This window comes from Actinomadura macra NBRC 14102 (assembly GCF_001552215.1).
Lineage (GTDB): Bacteria > Actinomycetota > Actinomycetes > Streptosporangiales > Streptosporangiaceae > Spirillospora > Spirillospora macra.
Genome location: NZ_BCQT01000017.1, coordinates 25,473 through 40,063, shown reverse-complemented (window position 1 = coordinate 40,063; position 14,591 = coordinate 25,473). Strand labels below are relative to the sequence as shown.

Annotated in this window: 16 protein-coding genes and 1 pseudogene; 15 read left to right on the top strand and 2 right to left on the bottom strand. The window is 72.5% G+C overall.

All coding sequences use genetic code 11. The features are described 5' to 3' along the window. Positions 1-13: 13 nt before the first annotated feature. From AMA02S_RS26265 to der, 8 genes are all read left to right on the top strand, one after another. Positions 14-649 carry a SecDF P1 head subdomain-containing protein gene (locus AMA02S_RS26265; protein WP_067462604.1) on the top strand — a complete coding sequence of 212 codons (636 nt, stop codon included), beginning with the start codon at positions 14-16 and terminating at the stop codon, positions 647-649. Between the two features lie 25 nt (positions 650-674). Then, positions 675-1,550: a segregation and condensation protein A gene (locus AMA02S_RS26260; protein ID WP_067463453.1), complete on the top strand. Its 876-nt coding sequence runs from the start codon at positions 675-677 to the stop codon at positions 1,548-1,550. Next, positions 1,543-2,121: an SMC-Scp complex subunit ScpB gene (gene scpB, locus AMA02S_RS26255; RefSeq protein ID WP_067462601.1), complete on the top strand. Its 579-nt coding sequence runs from the start codon at positions 1,543-1,545 to the stop codon at positions 2,119-2,121. The genes AMA02S_RS26260 and scpB overlap by 8 nt, the downstream gene beginning before the upstream one ends. Continuing rightward, positions 2,118-2,849: a pseudouridine synthase gene (locus tag AMA02S_RS26250; RefSeq protein WP_067462598.1), complete on the top strand. Its 732-nt coding sequence runs from the start codon at positions 2,118-2,120 to the stop codon at positions 2,847-2,849. The genes scpB and AMA02S_RS26250 overlap by 4 nt, the downstream gene beginning before the upstream one ends. Before the next feature lie 53 nt (positions 2,850-2,902). Then, positions 2,903-3,265 (top strand): chorismate mutase, encoded by a 363-nt coding sequence (aroH, locus tag AMA02S_RS26245; protein ID WP_067462595.1) that lies wholly within the window; start codon positions 2,903-2,905, stop codon positions 3,263-3,265. Between the two features lie 104 nt (positions 3,266-3,369). Beyond that, positions 3,370-4,449, top strand: coding sequence for a prephenate dehydrogenase (locus tag AMA02S_RS26240; protein WP_067462592.1), 1,080 nt, complete (start codon positions 3,370-3,372; stop codon positions 4,447-4,449). A gap of 151 nt (positions 4,450-4,600) precedes the next feature. Then, positions 4,601-5,263 (top strand): (d)CMP kinase, encoded by a 663-nt coding sequence (cmk, locus tag AMA02S_RS26235; protein WP_245667842.1) that lies wholly within the window; start codon positions 4,601-4,603, stop codon positions 5,261-5,263. A 19-nt stretch (positions 5,264-5,282) separates the two neighbouring features. Beyond that, positions 5,283-6,668, top strand: a complete 1,386-nt coding sequence (der, locus tag AMA02S_RS26230; RefSeq protein ID WP_067462589.1) for a ribosome biogenesis GTPase Der — start codon at positions 5,283-5,285, stop codon at positions 6,666-6,668. 69 nt (positions 6,669-6,737) lie between these two features. On the opposite strand, the gene AMA02S_RS26225 is transcribed toward der, so the two are convergent. Beyond that, positions 6,738-7,358, bottom strand: a complete 621-nt coding sequence (locus tag AMA02S_RS26225; RefSeq protein ID WP_067462586.1) for a hypothetical protein — start codon at positions 7,356-7,358, stop codon at positions 6,738-6,740. 109 nt (positions 7,359-7,467) lie between these two features. After that, the gene (locus AMA02S_RS26220) at positions 7,468-7,899 is read right to left on the bottom strand and encodes a PPOX class F420-dependent oxidoreductase (RefSeq protein WP_067463447.1); all 432 of its coding nucleotides are present in this window, start codon (positions 7,897-7,899) and stop codon (positions 7,468-7,470) included. 195 nt (positions 7,900-8,094) lie between these two features. Here AMA02S_RS26220 and AMA02S_RS26215 point away from each other — a divergent pair, with 195 nt between their 5' ends. The 7 genes and pseudogenes from AMA02S_RS26215 to soxR all read left to right on the top strand — a co-directional run. After that, the gene (locus AMA02S_RS26215) at positions 8,095-8,502 is read left to right on the top strand and encodes a TOBE domain-containing protein (protein WP_067462583.1); all 408 of its coding nucleotides are present in this window, start codon (positions 8,095-8,097) and stop codon (positions 8,500-8,502) included. A 67-nt stretch (positions 8,503-8,569) separates the two neighbouring features. After that, on the top strand, positions 8,570-9,307 hold the full coding sequence (gene modA / locus AMA02S_RS26210; protein ID WP_157430857.1) for a molybdate ABC transporter substrate-binding protein: 738 nt from the start codon (positions 8,570-8,572) through the stop codon (positions 9,305-9,307). Then, the gene (gene modB, locus AMA02S_RS26205) at positions 9,304-10,128 is read left to right on the top strand and encodes a molybdate ABC transporter permease subunit (protein WP_084265616.1); all 825 of its coding nucleotides are present in this window, start codon (positions 9,304-9,306) and stop codon (positions 10,126-10,128) included. The genes modA and modB overlap by 4 nt, the downstream gene beginning before the upstream one ends. Next, on the top strand, positions 10,125-11,177 hold the full coding sequence (locus AMA02S_RS26200) for an ABC transporter ATP-binding protein (RefSeq protein ID WP_067462577.1): 1,053 nt from the start codon (positions 10,125-10,127) through the stop codon (positions 11,175-11,177). The genes modB and AMA02S_RS26200 overlap by 4 nt, the downstream gene beginning before the upstream one ends. A gap of 176 nt (positions 11,178-11,353) precedes the next feature. Beyond that, positions 11,354-13,171: a phosphoenolpyruvate carboxykinase (GTP) gene (locus AMA02S_RS26195; RefSeq protein WP_067462573.1), complete on the top strand. Its 1,818-nt coding sequence runs from the start codon at positions 11,354-11,356 to the stop codon at positions 13,169-13,171. A 106-nt stretch (positions 13,172-13,277) separates the two neighbouring features. Further along, a complete protein-coding gene (locus tag AMA02S_RS26190; protein ID WP_067462570.1) occupies positions 13,278-13,859 on the top strand; it encodes an HdeD family acid-resistance protein in 582 nt (193 codons plus the stop codon). A gap of 52 nt (positions 13,860-13,911) precedes the next feature. Beyond that, positions 13,912-14,376, top strand: a pseudogene (soxR, locus tag AMA02S_RS26185) (redox-sensitive transcriptional activator SoxR); the annotation flags it as partial. Positions 14,377-14,591: the final 215 nt, after the last annotated feature.

Sequence of the window (14,591 nt, the reverse complement as noted above, 5' to 3'; positions counted from 1 at the left end):
GGTAGGGATCGAGATGGGCCAGCCCCCCGGAACGCCGTACGGGCCTCCGCCGCCCGGCGCCTTCCCGCCGCTTCCGCCCCCGTCCGCCTCGCGCGGCCCGGGGCGGCTCGTCGTCGTCCTGGTTGCCGTGGCCGCGGTGGTCCTCCTGCTCGTCGCGGGCGTCGCCGGTTATCTCCTCCTGCGTGACGGCGACGCCGACGCCGAGGTCTCCGGGCCCGCCGACCTGCGCGAACCGCTGAGGTTCCAGCAGGTCGAGGCGATCACTCAGCCACCGTGCGCAGCCGGGACGCTCCCCGACACCACGAGCACCTCCTGTTACCGGCCGGCCCCCGGCGGTATGACGGTGACGCACGTCCAGGAGATCAAGGTGGCTCCGCCCGGCCCCACCACCGGCCAGACGTGGGGCGTCCAGCTGACGCTGGACACGGCGGACGCGGCGGGCTTCGCCCGGCTCAGCGGGCTGGCCGCCCAGGCCCCGCCAGGGACCCCGACCCGGCAGATCGCCATGGTGGTCGGCGGCCGGGTCCTGGCCGCGCCGGAGATCGCCGGCGGTCCGATCACCGGTGGCGCGCTGACCATCAGCGGCAGGTTCACCCGAACCGAGGTGACGGACCTGATCCGCCGGATGACCGGGCGCGAGACCTCCTGACGTGGGCTCCGCTACCGTGAGCGGCGTGGACGAGACGCCGCCGAAGCCGGACCAGGGCGAGGACGAGCACGGGTTCCACGTCCACCTGGACAACTTCGACGGCCCGTTCGACCTGCTGCTGGGGCTGATCTCCAAGCACAAGCTCGACATCACCGAGGTGTCGCTGCACAAGGTCACCGACGACTTCATCGCCCACATCCGCTCGCACGGCAAGGAATGGGACCTCGACCAGGCCAGCCACTTCCTGCTGGTCGCGGCGACCCTGCTGGACCTCAAGGCGGCGCGGCTGCTGCCGTCCGGGGAGGTCGACGACGAGGAGGATCTGGCGCTGCTGGAGGCCCGCGACCTGCTGTTCGCGCGGCTCCTGCAGTACCGCGCCTACAAGGAGGTCGCGCAGGTCATCGCCGGGCGGATCGCCGACCAGAACCGGCGGTTCCCGCGGCTGGTGCCGATGGAGCCGAAGTTCGCCAACCTGCTGCCGGAGGTGCTGCTCGGCCTCGGTCCCGAGGAGTTCGCGCGCCTGGCGGCCAAGGCACTCGCCCCCAAGGCGCCGCCGTCGGTGTCGGTCGAGCACATGTACCAGCCGAGGGCCAGCGTCAAGGAGCAGGCAGCGATCGTCGTGGAGCGGCTGCGCCGGCTCCGCAGGACCACGTTCCGCGTCCTGGCGTCCGACGCCGAGGGCACCTACGAGGTCGTCGCCCGCTTCCTGGCGCTGCTGGAGCTGTACCGGGAGCAGGCGGTCACGTTCGAGCAGCTGGAGCCCCTCGGAGAGCTGCACGTCACCTGGACCGGTACCGACGACGGCGACATCCGGGTCGGCGACGACTACGAGGGCTCCCAGGAGCCGAAGAAGGACGACGCGCCGGCCGGGCGCGACGGGGACGGGGAGGACGATGACTGAGGAGCCCGCCGCCGGCGACGGCCCCGAGCTGCCCGGCCTGCGGGCGTCGATCGAGGCGATCCTGCTGGTCGTGGACGAGCCGGTCGCCGAGATCACCCTCGCGCAGCTCCTGGAGCGGCCCCGCGGCGAGGTCGCCGAGACCCTGCGGGGTCTGGCCGCGGAATACACTGAACAAGGCCGGGGGTTCGATCTCAGGGAGGTCGCCGGCGGCTGGCGGTTCTACACCCGGGACGTGTGCGCTCCGGTCGTGGAACGGTTCGTCACCGACGGCCAACAGGCGCGGCTCACCCAGGCCGCGTTGGAAACGCTCGCCGTCGTCGCCTACCGGCAACCGGTCAGCCGTGCGCGTGTGTCGGCGATCCGGGGTGTCAACAGCGACGGTGTCATGCGGACCCTGACGCTGCGCGGCCTGATCGAGGACGCCGGGCAGGAGCCGGAGACGCAGGCGCACCTCTACCGGACCACCGGGTACTTCCTGGAGCGGCTGGGGTTGCGCGAACTCGGCGAGCTGCCCGAGCTCGCCCCCTACCTTCCCGACGACCTGCCAGAAGACATAGTTGAGGACAAGTGAGCGACAACGAGGGCGTGCGGCTGCAGAAGGTCTTGGCCGAGGCCGGGATCGGCAGCCGCCGCCACTGCGAGGAGCTGATCGGCGAGGGCCGCGTCACCGTCGACGGGAAGAAGGTGTTCCGGTTCGGTGAGCGCGTCGACCCCCGGCGCGCTGTCATCCACGTGGACGGCCGGCGCGTCGAGACCCGCGCCGAGATGCGCTACTACGCGATCAACAAGCCACGCGGGGTGGTATCCACCATGGCCGACGAGCGGGGCCGCAAGTCCCTCGCCGACTACGTGGAGGTACCCGAGCGGCTGTTCCACGTTGGCCGCCTCGACACCGACACCGAGGGTCTCATCCTGCTCACCAACGACGGGGAGCTGTCGCACCGCCTCACCCACCCCTCGTACGGGGTCTTCAAGACCTACCTGGCCGAGGTGCACGGGCCCATCCCGCGTGACCTCGGCAAGCGGTTGAAGGCCGGGATGACGCTCGACGACGGCCCCGCCAAGGCCGACGCGTTCCGCATCTTCGACCAGGTCGGGCGGCGGGTGCTGGTCGAGATCACCTTGCACGAGGGGCGCAAGCACATCGTCCGGCGGCTGCTGAAGGAGGCCGGGTTCCCGGTGCAGCAGCTCGCCCGCATCGAGTTCGGGCCGATCAAGCTCGGCTCGCTGAAGCCGGGGACCATGCGCGCGCTGACCGTCCGGGAGGTCGGCGAGCTCTACAAGGCCGTGGGACTCTAGGGACCGGGACTTCAGGGGACAGGGCCAGAGCACACCGACGGAGGGGGACGACAGTGGCGGTACGCGCGGTCCGGGGGGCGACGCAGATCGACGCCGACGACCGGGACCAGATACTGGAGGCCACGACGGAGCTGGTCACCGAGGTGATGGCCCGCAACGCGCTCAGCACCGACGACGTCATCAGCGTGATCTTCACGGTCACGCCGGACCTGACGGCGGAGTTCCCGGCGCTCGCCGCGCGCAAGCTCGGCTTCCACGAGGTGCCGCTGCTGTGCGCGACGGAGATCGGTGTCCCGCGGGCGCTGCCCCGGGTGATCCGGCTGATGGCGCACATCGAGACCGACCGGCCCCGCGCGGACGTCCAGCACGTCTACCTGCGCGGCGCCACCGCGCTCCGCCTGGACATCGCGCAGTGACGCGGGCGCGGTAGTACCCGGGACTGTTCAACTGCACGCCCGGATGTGGCGCCACAGCGCGCCCGGCCGCGTGCCGCCGATAGGGTGACAAGGTGGACGAGGGGATGACCGGCCGACGCATCATCGTGGTCGGGACCGGGCTGATCGGCACGTCGATCGCGCTGGCGATGCGCGAGCGCGGCGCCGAGGTGCTGCTGACCGACCGGGACGCGGCGGCGCTGTCGCTGGCCGTCGAGCTGGGCGCGGGCGATCCGCTTCCGGACGGCGCGCCCGACGGGCCCGCCGACCTCGCGGTGCTCGCGGTGCCGCCCGCCGCCGTCGCCGTCACCCTCCTGGACGCGCAGAAGCGCCGCCTGGCCGCGGCCTACACCGATGTGGCGAGCGTGAAGGCGCTGCCGCTGGCGCAGGCCGCCGATCTCGGCTGTGACCTGTCGGTGTTCGTCGCCGGCCATCCGCTCGCGGGCAGTGAGCGGTCGGGCCCGTCGGCGGCCCGCGCGGACCTGTTCCTCGGCCGCCCCTGGGCGCTGTGCGCACCGCCCGAGGCCACCCCCGACGCGGTCGAGATCGTCACGGCCCTCGCTCGGGGCTGCGGGGCGATGCCCGTGGCGGTGGACGCCGCCGAGCACGACCGGGCGGTCGCGCTCGTCTCGCACGCCCCGCACGTGGTGTCGGCGGCCGTCGCCGCCCGGCTGACCGGTGCCGACGAGGTGGCGCTCGGCCTGTCCGGTCAGGGCGTCCGGGACGTCACCCGGATCGCCGCGAGCGACCCCCGGTTGTGGATCGGGATCCTGTCGGCCAACTCCGCGCCCGTCGCCGACGTCCTGGAGGCCGTCGCCACCGACCTGGCCGTCGCCGCCTCGCTGCTGCGCGACGGCAGCGAGGAGGCCGCCACCCATGTCGCCGACCTGCTGTTGCGCGGGAACGCCGGCCAGTCGCGCATTCCGGGCAAGCACGGCGGCGTTCAGTCCACCTACGCGACCGTCCAGGTGGTCGTCCCGGACCGTCCCGGTGAGCTGGCGATGATCTTCCAGGCGGTGGGGATCGCCCAGGTGAACATCGAGGACCTGCGGATCGAGCACTCGCCGGGCCGCCCGCTGGGCGTGCTGGAGATCGCGGTCGTCCCGGAGGAGGCCGAGCGGCTGGCCGCCGAGCTCCGTGCCCGGGGCTGGTCCGTCCCGCGCTGATCCGGCGTGGTCCAGGCGGCCCCGGCGGTCCCGGGGGGCCGGTAGCCTGGTGCGTTGGGACCCCTGCGGGAACACCTCCGCACCGCCGCCCGCTTCGCCCGCCGCCGCCCGTGCCGGCGGGCGCTCCGACGCCGAAGGAAAGGGAGCGCTCGTGCCGCTCGTCATCGCCATGGACGGCCCGTCCGGGTCGGGGAAGTCCAGCGCGTCCAGGGGCGTCGCCGCCGCGCTCGGCCTGCGTTACCTCGACACCGGCGCCATGTACCGCGCCATGACGTGGTGGATGCTGGTTAACGGCGTGCCCGTCGAGGACGCGGGCGCCGTCGCGGCCCGCAGCCTGGAGCCGGTGCTGGAGTCGGGCACCGACCCGGCCGCGCCCACGATCACGGTGGACGGCGCGGACGTGTCCGGCCCGATCCGCTCCCGCGAGGTCACCAACGCGGTGAGCGCGGTCAGCTCGGTCCCGGCGGTCCGGGCGCGTCTGGTCGCGCTCCAGCGTGAGATCATCGGCATCGGTGGGATCGTGGTGGAGGGACGCGACATCGGCACCGTCGTCGCGCCGGACGCCCAGGTCAAGGTGTACCTCACCGCCAGCGAGGAGGCCCGTGCCCTGCGCCGGGCACAGGACCCGGCCGCCGATCCCGGCGCCTCGGTGACCCTGACCCTGGCCGAGCAGGCGCGGCGGGACCGGCTCGACTCCACCCGCACCGCGTCACCGCTGGCCAAGGCGGCGGACGCGCACGAGATCGACTCGACCGAGCTGGGGCTCGGCGAGGTCATCGAGGCGGTCGTCCGCCTCGCGAAAGAGACGGGATGAGCCCCTCGGGGCAAACGGAATGACTGAATACGAGATCGAGACGGCGGGCATCGTCGAGGACGTCGCCGAGGACGCGGGGCCCGCGCCGGTCGTGGCGGTGGTAGGGCGGCCGAACGTCGGCAAGTCCACGCTGGTCAACCGGATCCTCGGGCGTCGCGAGGCGGTCGTGGAGGACGTGCCGGGCGTCACCCGGGACCGGGTCGCCTACGACGCGACGTGGTCCGGGCGGCGGTTCACGGTGGTCGACACCGGCGGCTGGCTGCCGGATGCGTCCGGGCTGGCCGCGGCGATCGCCGAGCAGGCACGGCTGGCGGTCGAGCTGGCCGACGTCGTGATGTTCGTCGTCGACGCCACCGTCGGCGCGACGGACGTGGACGAGGCCGTGGTGGAGATCCTGCGCCGCTCCGGGAAGCCGGTGGTGCTGGTCGCCAACAAGGTCGACGACACGGGCGCCGAGGCCGACGCGGCGGTGCTGTGGTCGCTCGGCATCGGGGAGCCGCACCCGGTCAGCGCCCTGCACGGGCGCGGCAGCGGCGACCTCCTCGACGCGGTCCTGGAGGCGCTGCCCGAGGAGGCCCCGGCGGAGACGTTCGGTGAGACGGGCGGGCCCCGGCGGGTCGCGCTGCTGGGGCGCCCGAACGTCGGCAAGTCCAGCCTGCTGAACCAGCTGGCGGGGGAGAGACGGGCCGTGGTGGACGCGGTCGCCGGCACGACCCGCGACCCGGTCGACGAGATGATCGAGCTGGGCGGGAAGACCTGGCGGTTCATCGACACGGCCGGGATCAGGCGACGGCACCGCGAGAACCAGGGCGCCGACTTCTACGCGACGCTGCGCACCCGGTCGGCGCTGGAGCGGGCCGAGGTCGCGGTCGTCCTGGTGGACGCCGACGAGCCGCTCGCCGAGCAGGACCTGCGGATCATCTCGATGGTGGTCGAGTCGGGCCGGGCCCTCGTCGTCGCCTACAACAAGTGGGACCTGCTGGACGAGGAGCGCCGCCACTATCTGGAGCGCGAGATCGACCGGCAGCTGCACAACGCGCGTTGGGCTCCGCGGGTCAACATCTCCGCCAAGACCGGACGGCACATGGAGAAGCTGGTGCCGGGCATCGAGACGGCGCTGGAGGGGTGGAGCACCCGCGTTCCGACGTCCAAGCTCAACCAGTTCTTCGCCGACCTGGTCAACTCGCATCCGCATCCGGTGCGCGGCGGTAAGCAGCCGCGTGTGCTGTTCGCGACCCAGGCGGGGGTGCGGCCGCCGCGGTTCGTGCTGTTCACCTCAGGGTTCCTTGAAGAGGGCTACCGGCGGTTCATCGAGCGGCGGCTGCGGGAGGAGTTCGGCTTCGCCGGCACGCCCCTCGACATCGCGATGAAGATCCGCGAGAAGCGCGGCAAGCCCAAGAAGTAGCCCGCCCCTCGCCGCCGTCCGGGTGGCGCTTTGCGTGCCCTGCGGGGCCGCGACCGCTGACGTGGGCGGCTAGCGGTCCCAGCCTTGCTCGCCGGCCACCCGGTGGTCCCTCGGCGGCGGTGGCGGCTGCGGCCCGGCCGGCGGGTTCTCCCGGGCGTACCGCCCGTACACCAGCGGCTGCGTCGTCCCGGAGCCGCGCGGCCCGTCGGCACCGGACTCCTCGGCAGCGGCCGCCTCCCGGACGCCGACCACCGCGAACCGGCCGAGCGCGAGCGCGGCGAGGAACACGATGACGACGCCGAGCGCGGTGAACCCGGCGAGCTGCTCGGCGACCCGCCGTCCCTCCTCGGTGCCGAGGGGTGCGCCGACGCCCGGCACGTCCCAGAGTGCGGCGACCGGCCCGCCGACGGTGAACCAGGCGCCGCCGAGTACCGCCAGCCCCGCGCCGAACATCGCGAACGCGCGGTTGGCGGTGATCAGGACGACCAGCCCGCCGAATACCGTCGCCACCGCGGGCGCGACGCTGAGCTGGAGCCGGTCGGTGTCGTAGAACCAGGGGTCATCCGGCTCGAACCCGTAGTCCAGGTAGGGGCCCACGAAGGGCAGGAGGCCGCCCCAGAGGCCCAGCAGAACCAGCAGCGTGCCGCAGACAGCGCCCCGGGTGCGCGGTACCCGCGTGGTCCGAGTCATGATCGCTCCTCCTGACCAGGGCGGAATGAAGCTGTTTTGAGTCACCCTTTACCCGGACCGGATTGCTCCAAGCGCGTTCCGCCGCGACGGGCTCTCGCCGGCGTCGCGTTCAGGCGACCGTCCGCGCCAGTTGCTCGGGACGCTCGGGATCGATGTGCCAGCTGATCACCCGGACCGGGTGGATGCGGATCAGGTCGTCGCTGAAGTAGCCCTCGCCGATGTGCATCCGGCCCTTGACGAGCTCGGCCCGGCCTCGCACCTCCACACCGCGTCCCCACCCGGGCTTGACCGCGTCCGGGTCGTCGGGGGAGGTCAGGTCGTCCACGACGATCGTCGCCTTCGGGTTCGCCTGGACGTTGCGGTACTTGCGGCTCGCGGCGTTGGCGGGCCCGCCGATGTCGATCGTGCCGTCGTCGTTCAGCCGGTAGCCGACCGGCCGGACGTGCGGGCCGCCGTCCGGGCCGATGGTCGACAGCCGTCCGAGGCCGTTCCCGGCCAGGTAGGCGCGCTCCGCCGCGGTGAACGGGTCCGTGGAGGTCATGCCGGTCTCTCCCATCCGTGTACAGCACGTGAACGGAGATGACGCTAGGACCTCAACTGGACTTCAGGTCAACCCTCGCATCACGAGATCGGGTCGGCGGCTGTCGCATCTGCCAGACTATTTGGGGTTGTGAGCTTGTATTTCCTTCGGTTTGAACGAATATGACTGGCATGTGCGAGCGGCTAGGCTTGGCCGGTGACGACGTTCAGGATCAGTGAGGCGGCCGCGCTGCTCGGGGTCAGCGCGGACACCGTTCGGCGCTGGGTGGACGGCGGGCGCCTCCCGGCCGAGCGCGACGCGCACGGCCACCGGCGGGTGCCGGGGGAGGATCTCGCCGCGTTCGTGCGGGACCAGGCGCGCCGTGACACGGCGTCCGAGCCGGGTGACCGCTTCTCCTCGGCGCGCAACCGGATGCGGGGCATCGTCACCGAGGTCGTCCGGGACGGGGTGATGGCGCAGGTGGAGATCCAGGCCGGTCCCTTCCGGGTCGTCTCGCTGATGAGCCGGGAGGCGGCGGACGAGCTCGGGCTGCGCGCCGGTGTCGTGGCCGAGGCCGTCGTGAAGTCCACCAACGTCGTCGTCGAACTGGCCGACCCGGGCTGACCCCCGTCCCTCTGGAGGACCTGTGTCCAAGCGCGCTCCGGCCGCCGCTGCGGCGGCCCTGCTGTTGATGACCGTGGCGAGCTGCGGCGACACCGACGACTCATCGTCCGCCGCGTCCGGCACGTCGGGGGGCGGGACGCTGACGGTGTTCGCCGCCGCCTCGCTCACCGAGACCTTCACCGCGCTCGGCAGATCCTTCGAGACCGCGCATCCCGGTGTGAAGGTCAGGTTCAACTTCGGCGGCAGTTCGGCGCTGGCCCAGCAGATCACGCAGGGCGCGCCCGCGGACGTGTTCGCCGCCGCCAGCCCCGCCACCATGAAGACGGTGACCGACGCCGGGGACGCGGCCGGACCTCCCCAGGTGTTCACCAGGAACCGCCTGGTCATCGCCGTCCCGGCGAACGATCCGGGCAGGGTGGGCAAGATCGCCGACCTGTCCCGGCCCGGGCTGAAGATCGTACTGTGCGCCGAGCAGGTGCCCTGCGGCGCCGCCGCGAAGAAGGCCCTGGGCGCGGCGGGGGTCACGGTGAAGCCCGCGTCGCAGGAGCAGGACGTGAAGGCCGTCCTGACCAAGGTCCGCCTGGGTGAGGCCGACGCCGGGCTCGTCTACCGCACCGACGCGAAGGCGGCGGGGGCACAGGTCAAGGGCATCGAGTTCGCCGAGTCGGCCAAGGCGATCAACGACTACCCGATCGCCCAGGTCGCGAAGGCGCCGCGGCCCGCGCTGGCGAAGGAGTTCATCGCGCTGGTGCTCGGCGGGCAGGGGAAGGACGCCCTGGCCCGGGCGGGGTTCGAGTCTCCGTGAGCCCGGCCCCGGACGCGCGCCCGAGACCGCCCCTGAACCCCTCCGCGCGCCCGCCCTTGGTCCTGGTGCTGCCGGCGCTCGCCGGGCTGGCGTTCCTGGTGCTGCCGCTGGCCGGGCTGCTCGTCCGCGCCCCGTGGTCGACGCTCGGCACCCGGCTCGGCGAGGGGCCGGTCCTGGAGGCGCTGCGGTTGTCGCTGGTCAGCGCCACCCTCGCCACCGGGCTGTGCGTGCTGCTCGGCGTCCCGCTGGCCTGGGTGCTGGCCCGGGTGCCGTTCCCTGGCGTGCGCCTCGTCCGGGCCCTGGTCACCGTGCCCCTTGTGCTGCCGCCGGTCGTCGGCGGCGTCGCCCTGCTGCTGGTCCTCGGACGCCGCGGATTGGTCGGGGAGTGGCTGGACGAGGCGTTCGGGGTCACGCTGCCGTTCACCACCGCCGGGGTCGTCCTGGCGGAGACGTTCGTGGCGATGCCGTTTCTGGTGATCAGCGTCGAGGGTGCGCTGCGGGCCGCCGACCCGCGCTATGAGGAGGCCGCCGCGACGCTCGGTGCCTCCCGTTGGACGATCTTCCGGCGGGTCACGCTGCCGCTCGTCGCACCCGGTATCGCGGCGGGCGCGGTGCTGTGCTGGGCGCGGGCCCTCGGCGAGTTCGGCGCGACGATCACCTTCGCGGGCAACTTCCCGGGCCGCACGCAGACCATGCCGCTGGCCGTCTACCTGGCGTTGGAGACCGACCCGCAGGCGGCGATCGTGCTCAGCCTGGTCCTGCTGGCCGTCTCGGTACTGGTGCTCGCCGCGCTCCGGGACCGCTGGGTGAGCACACCATGACGGCACCGACCGGGCTGGACGCGCGGCTCGTCGTGCGGCGCGGGACGTTCGACCTCGACCTCACCCTCACCGCCGCGCCCGGCGAGGTCGTCGGGTTGCTCGGCCCCAACGGGGCCGGCAAGAGCACCGCCCTGCGCGCCCTCGCGGGCCTCGTCCCCATGGCGGGCGGGCACCTCACGGTGGACGGGACGGATCTGCGCCCCCTCCCGCCCGAGCGGCGGAGGATCGGCATGGTCTTCCAGGATTACCTGCTCTTCCCGCACCTCAGCGCTCTGGAGAACGTCGCCTTCGGCCCGCGCTCCCAGGGGGAGGGCCGCCGCGCCGCGCGCCGCCGCGCCGCCGGGTGGCTGGAGCGGGTCGGGCTCGCCGAGCACGCCGCTGCCAGGCCCGGAGCCCTGTCAGGCGGCCAGGCACAGCGTGTCGCGCTGGCCCGCGCGCTGGCCGTCCGGCCCCGGCTGCTTCTGCTGGACGAGCCGCTCGCCGCGCTCGACGCCCACACCCGGCTGGAGATCCGCGCCGCGCTCCGGCGTCACCTGGCCGGTTTCGCCGGCGCCGCCGTCCTGGTCACCCACGATCCCCTGGACGCGATGGTGCTCGCCGACCGGATCGTGGTCGTGGAAGGCGGGAGGCTCGTCCAGGAGGGCACACCCGCCGAGGTGGCGCGGCGGCCCCGCACCGACTACGTCGCGCGGCTCGTCGGGTTGAACCTCTACCGGGGCCGAGCGGAGGCGGGAACGGTCCTGATCGGCGACGGAGCCGGGAGCCTCGACACTGTGGACTCACTCGAAGGTGAGGTCTTCCTGGCGTTCGCGCCATCCTCGGTGGCGCTGTTCCCCACCCGCCCCGACGGCAGTCCCCGCAACTTCTGGCGCGCCCGCGTCGCGGCGGTCGAGCAGCAGGGGCACCGGGTGCGGGTCCAGCTCTCCGCGCCGCCTTTCCCCGCCGTCGCGGAGGTGACTCCGGCGGCCGTCGCGGAGCTCCAATTGACGGAGGGCAGCGTCATATGGGCGGCCGTGAAGGCCACCGAAACGCACGTTTACCCAGCTTGAGCGCACGCTGACCGGGAGACGGCCGCGCACCCATCGGGCGCCCGCGCTTAGGTGATATCAATCACAAAAGGGTACAGGAAGGCCCAAAAGCGACGGGATTGGTCCAGACCAAATGGCAAAAACAGCCGGTCTTGTTCATCATGCAAAGATCCTGCGAACAGCTGAAGGAGTAGCCCGTGTCCCACCAGGTCCCCGGCCTCGACCAGGCCCCAACCGGTCACACCGAACTGATTGACTGGGTACGCGGGATCGCCGAGCTCGCCCGGCCCGACCGCGTCGAGTGGTGCGACGGCTCGGACGAGGAGTGGGAACGCCTGACCGGCCTGCTCGTCGAGCAGGGCACCTTCACGCGGCTCGACCCGGCCAAACGGCCGAACAGCTTCCACGCCGCGTCCGACCCGACCGACGTCGCCCGTGTGGAGGACCGGACCTTCATCTGCTCCGAGCGGGAAGAGGACGCGGGCCCCACCAACAACTGGATCGCGCCCGCCGAGATGCGCGACACCCTGAACGGCCTGTTCGACGGCTGTATGAAGGGCCGCACCATGTACGTGGTGCCGTTCTGCATGGGCCCGCTCGGCGGCACCATCTCCCAGCTCGGCGTCGAGATCACCGACTCCGCCTACGTCGCGGTCTCGATGAAGATCATGACCCGGATGGGCACCGGCGCCCTGCGGCTGATCGAGGAGCGCGGTTCGTTCGTCAAGGCCGTCCACTCCGTCGGCGCGCCGCTGGAGGCCGGCCAGGCCGACGTCAGCTGGCCGTGCAACTCCACCAAGTACATCACGCATTTCCCCGAGACCCGCGAGATCTGGTCCTACGGGTCCGGCTACGGCGGGAACGCGCTGCTGGGCAAGAAGTGCTACGCGCTGCGCATCGCCTCGACGATGGCCCGCGACGAGGGCTGGATGGCCGAGCACATGCTCGTCCTGAAGCTCACCCCGCCGGCCGGGGAGACCCGCTATGTCGCGGCCGCGTTCCCGTCGGCGTGCGGTAAGACCAACCTCGCCATGCTGGAGCCGACCATCCCGGGCTGGAAGGTCGAGACGATCGGCGACGACATCGCCTGGATGCGGTTCGGCGACGACGGCCGCCTTTACGCGATCAACCCCGAGGCCGGGTTCTTCGGCGTCGCGCCCGGCACCGGCGAGAGCACCAACGCCAACGCCGTGAAGACGCTGTGGGGCAACAGCGTCTTCACCAACGTCGCGCTCACCGACGACGGCGACGTGTGGTGGGAGGGGCTCACCGACGAGCCGCCCGCGCACCTCACCGACTGGAAGGGCAACGACTGGACGCCGGACTCGCAGACCCCGGCCGCCCACCCCAACGCCCGTTTCACCACTCCCGCCGGCCAGTGCCCGATCATCGCCGACGAGTGGGAGGACCCGAAGGGCGTCCCGATCTCGGCGATCCTGTTCGGAGGCCGCCGCGCGTCCGCCGTCCCGCTGGTCACCGAGTCCTTCGACTGGCAGCAGGGCGTGTTCCTCGGCGCCAACGTCGCGTCCGAGAAGACCGCCGCCGCCGAGGGCACGGTCGGCGAGCTGCGCCGCGACCCGTTCGCCATGCTGCCGTTCTGCGGCTACAACATGGGCGACTACTTCGGCCACTGGCTGGAGATCGGCAAGGCCACCGACGCCGAGAAGCTCCCCCGGATCTACTACGTCAACTGGTTCCGCAAGAACGCCGACGGCAGGTTCATCTGGCCCGGCTTCGGCGAGAACAGCCGCGTCCTGAAGTGGATCGTCGAGCGGCTCAACGGCCAGGCCGACGCCGTCAAGACCCCGATCGGGCACCTACCGACCCGCGAGGCGCTCGACACCGAGGGGCTGAAGATCGACGACGCCGACCTCGACACGCTGCTGTCGGTCGACACCGAGGTCTGGAAGCAGGAGGCCGCGCTGGTCCCCGAGCACTTCGAGACGTTCGGCGACCACCTGCCCAAGGCGCTGTGGGACGAGTACCACGGGCTCGTCCGCCGCCTGGAGTCGTAGGAGCCCGCCGCAAGCCCGCCCCGCGCCCGCCGGCCCCGCCGGCGGGCGCGTCGCCGTGTGGCGGGCCGAAAACGGGGAAGGGCTTTCTGGTACGGGGGAGGCTGACATGTTCGACCTGATGACCCGCCATTGGTGGGTGCTCGCCCTGCGGGGCGCATTTGCGATCTTGTTCGGTGTCGTCGCCTGGGTCTGGCCCGACATCACCGTGTGGGCACTGGTGGTGCTGTTCGGCGCGTACGCGCTCGTGGACGGGATCTTCGCGCTCGCGGCGGCCTTCCGCGGGACGCGCGGGCAGCCCCGCGGGATGCTGGTGCTGTCCGGCGTCGCCGGAATCGTGCTGGGGATCGTGGCGATGGCGTGGCCGGGGGTCACGGCGTTCGTCCTGCTCATGCTGATCGCCGCGTGGGCCGTCGTGACGGGCGTCATGGAGATCGTCGCCGCGTTCGCGCTGCGCAAGGAACTGCGGGGCGAATGGGCGTACGCGCTGACCGGTGTGATCTCGGTCGTGTTCGGGATCCTGCTGTTCGCCTGGCCGGCGTCGGGCGCGGTCGCCATCGTCTGGCTGATCGGCCTGTTCGCGATCCTGTTCGGCGCGGTGATGGTCGGGGCCGCGTTCCGGCTGCGCAAGCTGGGCAGGGACGCGCGGGCCGGCCACGGCGTGGGGGGCGCGCGCCCCGCGGCGTACTAGCGCCGTACCAGGTGTCCGGCGGCAACCTCAACCGGGGTTGAGGCCGCATAGGATGCGGGGCATGACACGGCTGGAGCACCGGGTACACGAACTGTCCGTGGGGCAACTCGCCGAGCGGAGCGGCGTGGCCGTCTCGGCGCTGCACTTCTACGAGGCCAAGGGCCTGATCAGCAGCCGCCGCACGGCGGGCAACCAGCGCCGCTTCGCCCGAGACACGCTGCGCCGGGTGTCGTTCATCAAGGTGTCGCAGCGGGTCGGCATCCCGCTGAGCGACATCAGGGACGCCCTCGCCACCCTCCCCGAGGAGCGCACCCCCACCGTGGCGGACTGGGCGCGGCTGTCGGAAACGTGGCGCAGCGACCTGGACGCCCGTATCTCCCAGCTCGAACGGCTCCGCGACGATCTCACCGAGTGCATCGGATGCGGCTGCCTGTCCATCAGCAAGTGCGCCCTCGCCAACCCCTACGACCGGCTCGGCGACGAGGGGCCGGGGCCGCGTAGGCTCCTCGTCCAGGGCGGTCCGTGCTGCCACGGCGACGACGCCCCGCCCCGTCCCGCGCAGGACGAGGGCCGGGGAACGGACTGCGGCCCCGGCGGCGAACCGGCGGCGGCCCCGGGCGGGCTCCCGGAGAGCTGTGCCCCCGCCTGCGCCCCCGAGGGGTAGCCGCCAGAGGGGTACCGCCAGAGGGGTGGCCGCGCCATGGACAGCGGCCCGGGGGGTGGCGGCCCGCC

What these genes read in the sequence shown, in the direction of transcription:
- AMA02S_RS26200 (WP_067462577.1), top strand. Translation starts at nt 10,125, where the DNA reads ATGACGGCACCGACCGGGCTGGACGCGCGGCTCGTCGTGCGGCGCGGG.
- AMA02S_RS26240 (WP_067462592.1), top strand. Translation starts at nt 3,370, where the DNA reads ATGACCGGCCGACGCATCATCGTGGTCGGGACCGGGCTGATCGGCACG.
- der (WP_067462589.1), top strand. Translation starts at nt 5,283, where the DNA reads ATGACTGAATACGAGATCGAGACGGCGGGCATCGTCGAGGACGTCGCC.
- modA (WP_157430857.1), top strand. Translation starts at nt 8,570, where the DNA reads ATGACCGTGGCGAGCTGCGGCGACACCGACGACTCATCGTCCGCCGCG.
- AMA02S_RS26225 (WP_067462586.1), bottom strand. Translation starts at nt 7,358, where the DNA reads ATGACTCGGACCACGCGGGTACCGCGCACCCGGGGCGCTGTCTGCGGC.
- AMA02S_RS26190 (WP_067462570.1), top strand. Translation starts at nt 13,278, where the DNA reads ATGTTCGACCTGATGACCCGCCATTGGTGGGTGCTCGCCCTGCGGGGC.
- AMA02S_RS26220 (WP_067463447.1), bottom strand. Translation starts at nt 7,899, where the DNA reads ATGACCTCCACGGACCCGTTCACCGCGGCGGAGCGCGCCTACCTGGCC.
- AMA02S_RS26265 (WP_067462604.1), top strand. Translation starts at nt 14, where the DNA reads ATGGGCCAGCCCCCCGGAACGCCGTACGGGCCTCCGCCGCCCGGCGCC.
- scpB (WP_067462601.1), top strand. Translation starts at nt 1,543, where the DNA reads ATGACTGAGGAGCCCGCCGCCGGCGACGGCCCCGAGCTGCCCGGCCTG.